The organism is Micromonospora halophytica (genome assembly GCF_900090245.1).
Classification (GTDB): domain Bacteria; phylum Actinomycetota; class Actinomycetes; order Mycobacteriales; family Micromonosporaceae; genus Micromonospora; species Micromonospora halophytica.
Map to the genome: position 1 here is coordinate 1 of NZ_FMDN01000050.1, position 8216 is coordinate 8216.

General features: G+C 72.5%; 8 protein-coding genes and 1 pseudogene. 6 read left to right on the forward strand and 3 right to left on the reverse strand.

The features are described from left to right. Positions 1 to 445: 445 nt before the first annotated feature. The 3 genes and pseudogenes from GA0070560_RS30200 to GA0070560_RS27780 all read left to right on the forward strand — a co-directional run. A pseudogene (locus GA0070560_RS30200) lies at positions 446 to 763 on the forward strand (transposase); the annotation flags it as partial. A 115-nt stretch (positions 764 to 878) separates the two neighbouring features. Then, positions 879 to 1211: a hypothetical protein gene (locus GA0070560_RS27775; protein WP_091303063.1), complete on the forward strand. Its 333-nt coding sequence runs from the start codon at positions 879 to 881 to the stop codon at positions 1209 to 1211. Further along, positions 1208 to 1861, forward strand: a complete 654-nt coding sequence (locus GA0070560_RS27780; protein ID WP_091303065.1) for a nucleotidyl transferase AbiEii/AbiGii toxin family protein — start codon at positions 1208 to 1210, stop codon at positions 1859 to 1861. The genes GA0070560_RS27775 and GA0070560_RS27780 overlap by 4 nt, the downstream gene beginning before the upstream one ends. Before the next feature lie 55 nt (positions 1862 to 1916). On the opposite strand, the gene GA0070560_RS27785 is transcribed toward GA0070560_RS27780, so the two are convergent. Next, complete coding sequence (locus GA0070560_RS27785) at positions 1917 to 2819, reverse strand: SDR family oxidoreductase (protein WP_091303067.1); 903 nt, start codon at positions 2817 to 2819, stop codon at positions 1917 to 1919. Positions 2820 to 3041: 222 nt separating this feature from the next. Between GA0070560_RS27785 and GA0070560_RS27790 the strand changes: the two genes are divergently transcribed. After that, positions 3042 to 4835: a bifunctional metallophosphatase/5'-nucleotidase gene (locus GA0070560_RS27790; RefSeq protein WP_091303069.1), complete on the forward strand. Its 1794-nt coding sequence runs from the start codon at positions 3042 to 3044 to the stop codon at positions 4833 to 4835. Positions 4836 to 4896: 61 nt separating this feature from the next. Here GA0070560_RS27790 and GA0070560_RS27795 read toward each other — a convergent pair whose 3' ends face one another. After that, positions 4897 to 5094 carry a hypothetical protein gene (locus GA0070560_RS27795; protein ID WP_091303071.1) on the reverse strand — a complete coding sequence of 66 codons (198 nt, stop codon included), beginning with the start codon at positions 5092 to 5094 and terminating at the stop codon, positions 4897 to 4899. A 109-nt stretch (positions 5095 to 5203) separates the two neighbouring features. On the opposite strand from GA0070560_RS27795, the gene GA0070560_RS27800 reads away from it, so the two are divergent. Beyond that, a complete protein-coding gene (locus GA0070560_RS27800) occupies positions 5204 to 6223 on the forward strand; it encodes an NAD(P)-dependent alcohol dehydrogenase (protein ID WP_245675767.1) in 1020 nt (339 codons plus the stop codon). An 89-nt stretch (positions 6224 to 6312) separates the two neighbouring features. Here GA0070560_RS27800 and GA0070560_RS27805 read toward each other — a convergent pair whose 3' ends face one another. Next, positions 6313 to 7467: a geranylgeranyl reductase family protein gene (locus GA0070560_RS27805; RefSeq protein WP_091303077.1), complete on the reverse strand. Its 1155-nt coding sequence runs from the start codon at positions 7465 to 7467 to the stop codon at positions 6313 to 6315. Positions 7468 to 7605: 138 nt separating this feature from the next. Between GA0070560_RS27805 and GA0070560_RS27810 the strand changes: the two genes are divergently transcribed. Then, a complete protein-coding gene (locus tag GA0070560_RS27810; RefSeq protein WP_091303075.1) occupies positions 7606 to 7842 on the forward strand; it encodes a hypothetical protein in 237 nt (78 codons plus the stop codon). Positions 7843 to 8216 lie beyond the last annotated feature (374 nt).

Genomic DNA, 8216 nt, shown 5'->3' on the forward strand with positions numbered 1-8216 from the left:
GGGGTTCACGGTCACGCAAGCCGGAGGGCTCGCGGCGCCGGGACCATGTGTAACGACCAGCGGGCCACCACCATTCCCGGCCCGGGCACATCCCCAGCCGGGCCTCGGTACCGGGCCTGGCAGCGAGGGCGCGCTGCTGCAGTCGTACAGGAAATGTAACGACCCCACCCCCGCCACCATTCCCCCACCACCCGAGTGCCCCCGGCCACGGGACCCCGCGCCCCTAACCGGACAGCCGACCCCAGACCGGTCGACCCGCACACCACTTCGGGTGCCGTTGTTGTCGTCGGAGCAGCAACAGCTGCGCCCGAACCCGTCAACCGTCCGCTGACCCAGGGGTCGATGTCGGCGACGGTACGCAGCGACGGTCGGCGCTGGCGCGTCTCGTTCTGCGTCGAGGTCGACCGGGTCGAACACTGCCGCAGACGCGCAGAACCGGCTCCGAGCCCTGGGCCGGGCGCTGTCGCGAAAGTCGGGCCCGGACCACCGTATCGGCCGCCGCCCGTCGAACCGGTGGCAGCGTGCGTCCGCCCGGCTCGGTCGCGCTCACGCGCGGGTGGCGAACCTACGCCGCGACGGCCTGCACAAGCTCACCACCCGGCTTGTCCGCGAACACGCCACGGTCGTGGTGGAAGACCTCAACGTCGCTGGGATGCTGCGCAATCGGCGTCTGGCCCGGCACGTCGCCACAGCGCCGGGAGTGGCCCGGTGGCCGGGCGTGGAGCCGACCATAAGACCCCACCCGCGGGGCCGGTGGCCGTGAAGCGTCAACCCGGCACGGCACCCGCCGGTCAGACCGGGACCGTCCCACCGCAAGGCGGGACTACCAATCGCGTGCGCACTACAGCGCACTGAGAGGTAACGGTTACCCTGATGCCATGCAGACCACGGCGATCCCCGTGGCGTGCCTGGCCCGCCCGGGCCGGCCCGCCGTGGTGGCGCGTACCCTCGCCGAACTGGCGGGCCCCACCCGGGGTGTGGTGGAGCTGCCGGTGCGGCTGATGTGGCACGGCGAGCGGACGTTCGACCTGGCGGATCCGGACGACCTGCTCTGGATGTACGAGAACGTGCTGCGGGAAAGCACCCGCACCGACGACCTGCGGCAGCTGATCAACGGCCGGACGCTGCGCCGGGTGTGGCGTCGACTGAACCTGCCCCGGGGTGTGCGACAGGCGTGGGAGAGCCGGCACCGGGGCCTGCGTACCGCGTGACGCATCTGCACGACTTCTACCGGGAGGTCGCCCGGGTGGCCCTGACGGCGGCCGGGCCGCATCGGTTCGTGCTGGGCGGCGGGGTGGCCTGGGCCGCGCACGGCCTGGTCACCCGCCCGACGGAGGACGTCGACCTGTTCGCCGACGTGGAGGGCGCGGCCGCGGCGGCGGCGACGGAGGTGCGCGCCGCGCTGGAACGGGCCGGGTACGAGGTCGTCGACGCCGACCCGGACAGCGACCTCGCGGGGCTCTTCGACGGCTTCGACCGGGACATGAAGGACTTCGTGGTCACCCGAGGCGCGCGGCAGATCCGGCTGAGCCTGGCCCGGCTCGACCGGTACCGCTCCCCGGTGGTGATGGAGTTCGGTCCGGTGATGGACGTGCGCGACCTGGTGGCGAACAAGGTCGCCGCCCTGGTGAACCGCCGCGAGGTGCGCGACTACATCGACGTGGCGGCGGCGCTGGAACACTACGCCGTCACCGAACTGCTGGAGCTGGCCCGGCAGGTCGACCCGGCGCTCGACGACGCCGACGTACGGGAGGCCGGACGGTACCTGGACCGCGTCGCGGACCGCCGGTTCACCCGCTACGGCCTGGACGCCGCGCAGGTGGCGCAGGTGCGGCGCCGGCTGGCCGCCTGGCCCCGCTGACCGTCGAGGACGCGCACCGCCCGGGCGGCGGTCGGCCACCCGGGCGGTGCGGGGCTCACTTGGTGAAACGCCCACCGGTCACGCCGAGGATCTCCCCGGTGACGTAGCTGGACTCCTGGGAGGCGAAGAAGACGTACGCCGGGGCGAGCTCGGCCGGCTGGCCGGGACGACCCATCGGGGTGTCGGTGCCGAACTGCTTCACCTTCTCCTCCGGCATGGTGGCCGGGATCAGCGGCGTCCAGACCGGGCCGGGCGCGACCGCGTTGACCCGGATGCCCTGCTCGGCGAGTTGGGCGGCGAGCGCCTTGGTGAAGTTGGCGATGCCCGCCTTGGTGGTGGCGTAGTCGAGCAGCTGCGGCGACGGGTCGAAGGCCTGGATCGACGTGGTGTTGATGATCGTCGCACCTTCCTTCAGGTGCGGAATCGCCTCCTGGCAGAGCCAGAACATGGCGTACAGGTTGGTCTTCATGACCCGGTCGAACTGCGCGGTGGTGATGCTGGCGATCCCGTCGTCCTGCGACATCTGGTAGGCGGCGTTGTTGACCAGGATGTCGATGCCGCCGAGGTCGGACAGGGTGCGCGCGACGAGTTCCCGGCAGTGGCCCTCGTCGGTGAGGTCGGTGCGCACCGCGACGCCCTTGCGGCCGGCCTGCTCGACGAGCCGGACCGTCTCCCGGGCGTCGGCGTCCTCCTCCTCGCCCAGGTAGGAGATGAGCAGGTCGGCGCCCTCCCGGGCGAAGGCGATCGCGACGGCCCGGCCGATGCCCGAGTCACCGCCGGTGATCAGGGCACGCTTGCCTTCCAGCCGGCCGCTGCCCCGGTACGACTCCTCACCGTGGTCGGGCTTGGGTCCCATCTCGCGGGTCGAGCCCGGCGCCGACTGCTGCTGGGCCGGCTGCCCCTGCTGCTGGCCGTACTGCTCGGTGGGGTCCTGCGGGGTGAACTGGTCCTTACTCACGGGTGTCTCCTTCGTCCGTCCCGGTCCCTGGCTGCCCTACCCCTCGGCGGGGTGCGGAAACGGACGCGGCGGCCCTCCGGACGACCCCGGTGTTACGTCAAGGTGGCCGGCGGCGCTGGTGGGGTGAAACACCTCGGGTCCGTGTGGCGGGAGTGACAGGGGCTCGTTATGGTGCGCATCGGCGCCCACGAGGCGCCGCACCCCCATCGGAAAGGCACCGCTTTGACCTCCTCCTCCGGCGCCTCGCGCCGCCAGGTGCTGGCCGTGGCCGCCGCTGCGGCGACCGCTCCCCTGCTCGCCGGCGCCCCTGCCCGGGCCGCCGAGGCGAAGGGCCCGAAGACCTGGGACCTGACCGTCCTGGGCACCTCGGACACGCACGGCAACGTCTACAACTGGGACTACTACAAGGACGCCGAGTACGACGACAGCCGGCACAACGACGTCGGCGTGGCGAAGCTGGCCACCCTGGTCAACCAGATCCGCGCGGAGCGCGCGGGTAAGGCGACCCTCGTCCTCGACGCCGGCGACACCATCCAGGGCACCCCGTTGGCCACCTACTACGCCAAGCAGGAGCCGATCACCGTCACCGGTGAGACGCACCCGATGGCCAACGCCATGAACGTGCTCAGGTATGACGCCGTGACGCTGGGCAACCACGAGTTCAACTACGGCCTGCCGCTGCTGGCGAAGTGGATCGAGCAGCTCGGCTTCCCGGCGCTGGCCGCCAACGCGCTCAACGAGAAGACCGGCAGGCCGGCCTACCTGCCGTACGTGATCAAGAAGGTGCGCCTCGGCGGCGCGGACTCCCCCACCATCAACGTCGGCATCCTCGGTCTGACCAACCCGGGTTCGGCGATCTGGGACAAGGCCAACGTCGAAGGCAGGCTGATCTTCGCCGACATGATCGAGACGGCCGCGAAGTGGGTGCCGATCATGCGGGAGCGCGGTGCCGACCTGGTGATCATCTCGGCGCACGGCGGCGACAGCGGCACCTCCAGCTACGGCCCGGAGCTGCCGATCGAGAACCCGGTGGCGCTGATCGCCCAGCAGGTGCCGGGCATCGACGCGATCCTCTTCGGCCACGCCCACGCCGAGGTGGTGGAGAAGTTCGTCACCAACACCGTCACCGGCGAGCAGGTGCTCACCGCCGAGCCGTCCAAGTGGGGGCAGCGGCTGACCCGGATGGACTTCACCGTCCAGAAGGTGCGCGGCCGGTGGAAGGTCCTCGCCAAGGGCGCCACCATGCTCAACACCAACACCGTGGTCGAGGACCCGGCGGTGCTCGCCGCCGTACGCGGTCAGCACACCAGGACGGTGGACTACGTCAACACCGTGGTCGCACAGTCCTCGCAGGAGCTGTCGGCCGCCGAGTCCCGGTACAAGGACACGCCGATCCTGGACTTCATCAACCACGTCCAGACCGAGGTCGTCACCACCGCGCTCGCCGGCACGGCGTACGCGGCGCTGCCGGTGCTGTCGATCGCGGCGCCGTTCAGCCGTACCGCGGTCTTCTCGCAGGGCGACGTGCGCATCCGTGACGTGGCGGGCCTGTACGTCTTCGACAACACCCTCGAGGCCGTGGTGTTCACCGGCGCCGAGGTGCGGGCCTACCTGGAGTACTCGGCGAAGTACTTCCGGACCCTCGCCGTCGGCGCCCCCGTCGACCCGGCCACCATCAGCGACCCGGCTGTCCCGGACTACAACTACGACGTGATCTCCGGGCTCGACTACGACATCGACATCTCCGCGCCGGTCGGGCAGCGGATCACCCGCCTCGTCCTGCCGGGCATCGACACCCCGGTCGCCGACGACGCGCAGTTCGTCATCGCGGTCAACAACTACCGGCGCAGCGGCGGCGGCAACTTCCCCGGCATCGTGAAGACCCAGGTCTACAACCAGCAGCAGGAGATCCGCCAGCTGCTGATCGACTGGGCGCAGGCCAAGGGCGTGATCGACCCGGCCGACTTCTTCGTGCCGAACTGGAAGCTGGTACGCGAGGGCGTGCCGGTCTTCTGACCCGTGGCACCGTCGACGGGCCGTGGGTGTCCTCCCACCTGCGGCCCGTCCGCGTACCCGGTCAGCCCACCCCCGGCAGCAGGCCGAGTGCCCGCTGGTCGGGGTCGTCGACCGGTTCGGGATAGTCCCGTCGGGCATCGGTCTCGCGCAGCTCGACCAGTTCGTCCGGACGGACCGGCGCGGGTAGCTCGCCGAAGCGGACGTGCCGTAGGAACGCGTACTCCTCGTCGGTGAACGACGTGGGAACCGGCTCGCTCATACCCGCATTCTCCACCCCCGGTCGCCCGGCATCAACGCCGCCGCCGCGGGTAAACCGGCCCCGACCGGCGTCGGCGACGAGGTGGAGGACGACCATGCGCGCGGTACGGATGACCAGTCCCGGAGTGCTCGAGCAGGTCGAGGTCCCCACTCCGACGGCCGGAGCGGGCGAGGTGCTGCTCGCCGTCGGCGCGGTCGGCCTCTGCCATTCCGACCTGCACGTCCTGGACGCCCCGCCGGGACTCTTCCCCACCCCGATCACCCTGGGCCACGAGACCGCCGGCACAGTCGAGGCCGTCGGCGCCGGGGTCACCGGGTGGACGCCCGGCGACCGGGCGGCGGTCTACGGGATCGTCGGCTGCGGCACCTGCCGGGGCTGCTTGAGCGGTGCGGAGAACCAGTGCCGTCGGATGCCGCCGGGCGGCATCGGGCTCAGCCGCGACGGCGGCCTCGCCGAGTACGTCAACGTGCCCGCCAGGAACCTGCTGCGCGTCGGGGACATGGACCTCACCCAGGCCGCGCCGCTGACCGACGCGGGGCTGACCCCGTACCACGCGGTGGAGCTGGCCCGGCCGGCGTTGCGTCCCGGGACGTTCTGCGTGGTGATCGGGATCGGCGGGCTGGGGCACATGGCGGTGCAGATCCTGACGGCCACCACCGCGGTGCGGATCATCGCCGTCGACACCAGCGTCGCCGCGCTGGACCTGGCCACCCGGATGGGCGCGCACCACGTGGTGCAGGCCGGCCCGGAGGCGGTGGAACGGATCCGGGAGATCGTCGGACCGGCGCCGGACGGCGCCGACGTGGTGATCGACTGCGTCGGTGTGGACGCCACCCTGACCACCGCCCGCACCGTGGTCTCCACCGGCGGCAGGCTGCTCCTGGTCGGGCTGGGCGGCGGCACGCTGCCGGTCCGCCCGGTCGCCGACGCGCCGCCCACCCTGCCGCTGGAGACCAGCGTCGAGATCCCGTTCTGGGGCACCCGCGCCGAACTCCAGGAGGTGATCGCGCTCGGCCGGGCCGGTCTGATCAACGCCGACGTGCAGACCTTCCCACTGGAGCGGACGCCTGAGGCGTACGACCTGCTGCGTCGGGGCGAGGTCCACGGCCGGGCCGTCGTGGTGCCCTGACCAGGCCGTCCGGTCGGGAGCGGGTGCGGTGCCGTCCGGTCGTGCAGCACCGAGGCTGGTCGGCGTCGGGGCGGACGGGTTGTGGCCGGTCACCCGGGCAGGGTGACCACCGGGCGCCGCACCGGCGGAAGGCGGTCCAGCAGCGCCAGCCCGGCCCGCACCGGCGCCCGGGTCAGCGTCCGGTCGAAACTCGCCCGGCCCTGGCAGAACCCTACGAACATCGACCAGCCCGCCGGCGTGGCCAGCAGGGCGTGGAAGACGTCCGGCCGGCGTTCGAAGACCTCCAGCAGGCGGTGCCCCGCCCGCATCGACGGCACCAGCCGCTCGCGTACGTCCCGCTCGTAGCGGTCGAGGTCGCCGGCGACGACCGCCTCGCCGGCGAGGGCGCCGGAGCGCAGCGCGTAGCTGATCCCCTCCCGGCTCCACGGTTCGAGCAGGCCCGCCGCGTCCCCGGCGAGCAGCACCCGGCCCCGGCGCAGCGGGGAGTCGTCGGCCCGGCACCGGGTCAGGTGCCCCGAGTCGTGTTCCGGCTCCACCTCGGACAGGCCCAGCCGGTCGACGAACCGGCGCAGGTACTCGCGGGTGGCCTCCCCCTCGCCCCGGCCGGCGATCACGCCGACGGTCAGCGACGCCCCCTTCGGGAACACCCAGGCGTAGGAGCCGGGGATGGCGCCCCAGTCGAGCAGCAGCCGGCCCTGCCAGCGCCGCTGCACGTCCGCCGGGACGGGCAACTCCCGTTCCAGGCCCAGGTCCACCTGACGGAACCGGACGCCCACGTGCCGGGCGGTCACCCCCGACGAGCCGTCCGCCCCGATCACCGTCCGGGACTGCACGGTGGTGCCGTCGGCCAGGCGTACGCGTACCCCGTCGGGATCCTGGTCGACGCCCCGCACGGCGACCCCCTCGCGCAGCTCGGCCCCGGCGGCGACGGCGGCCGAGCGCAGCCGGTCGTCGAACTCGTCGCGGCGCACCATGGCCACCAGCGGGGTGCGGTGCCGGCGGGTGAAGGCGCGTCGCCCGTCCCGGGTGAACGTCACCCGGTCCACCCGGTCGTGCGCGGGCACTTCGATCCGGCCGGCGACGGCCGACAGCGAGGTGCCGATCAGGCCGCCGCCGCACGTCTTGTAACGGGGGTGGGTGGCCCGGTCCAGCACCAGCGTGCGGACGCCCGCCGCGGCGGCGACCCGCGCGGCGCAGAGCCCGGCGGGGCCAGCACCGACGACGACGAGATCCCAGATGATCACGGCGTCCACCCTAGGGCACCCCGGCCCGGTCGGCCGTGCACGACGGACCGAACGGATGGGCATTGTCGGTCACCGACGGGGTAAACCGCGAGACCCAGACCGCCCGGCGGACGGGCGGTTCACGGCAAGGAGGTCACCATGCAGCAGGTACGTCTGTCGGAGGCCGAGGAACGGGTGTACGACGCCGTCGCGACGCTGGAGGCGCGCGGGCAGGTGCCGTACCCGGACCTGATCGCCCAGGAGGCGGGGATGGCGGAGGAGGACGTGCACCAGCCGCTGCACCTGCTCACCGAGAAGGACCTGCTGCACCGGGAGGACTCGCCGATGGCCGGGCTGGACTTCGGCCCCCGGTGGTGTGCTCGCCAGATGGCGTGACCCGTCCAGCCCCACCCGGGCCCGCTCGACGTCGGGCTGTTCGCGACGTTCATGACCTGCTGGACGCCAGCATGGTCAACGTGGCGTTGAGCCGTCGCACCGGCCGTGCTGCCCGCTCCTGAACGTGCCGGGCTCCGGCCGGTCCTCGTCGTGCTGTCAGGGTGGACGCGGTTGCGGTGGTGGGTGCGCCGCCGGGCGGCACGCCGGGTGCCTCGTGCGGGGTGGAGGTGGACGGTGCTGGATAGGCCGCTGGCCGGCACCCCGTGGTGGGGTGCCGGCCAGCGTTGTTGTGGGTGGGGTCAGCTGTTCCAGTGTTCGGCGACGAGGTCGGCGGCCTGCTGCTCCCACTGGGCGTAGTGGTCCGGGTAGGCCGA

Excerpts from the sequence above, each read along its gene's own strand:
- GA0070560_RS27800 (WP_245675767.1), top strand. The coding sequence starts at position 5,204 with ATGACCAGTCCCGGAGTGCTCGAGCAGGTCGAGGTCCCCACTCCGACG.
- GA0070560_RS27810 (WP_091303075.1), top strand. The coding sequence starts at position 7,606 with ATGCAGCAGGTACGTCTGTCGGAGGCCGAGGAACGGGTGTACGACGCC.
- GA0070560_RS27795 (WP_091303071.1), bottom strand. The coding sequence starts at position 5,094 with ATGAGCGAGCCGGTTCCCACGTCGTTCACCGACGAGGAGTACGCGTTC.
- GA0070560_RS27775 (WP_091303063.1), top strand. The coding sequence starts at position 879 with ATGCAGACCACGGCGATCCCCGTGGCGTGCCTGGCCCGCCCGGGCCGG.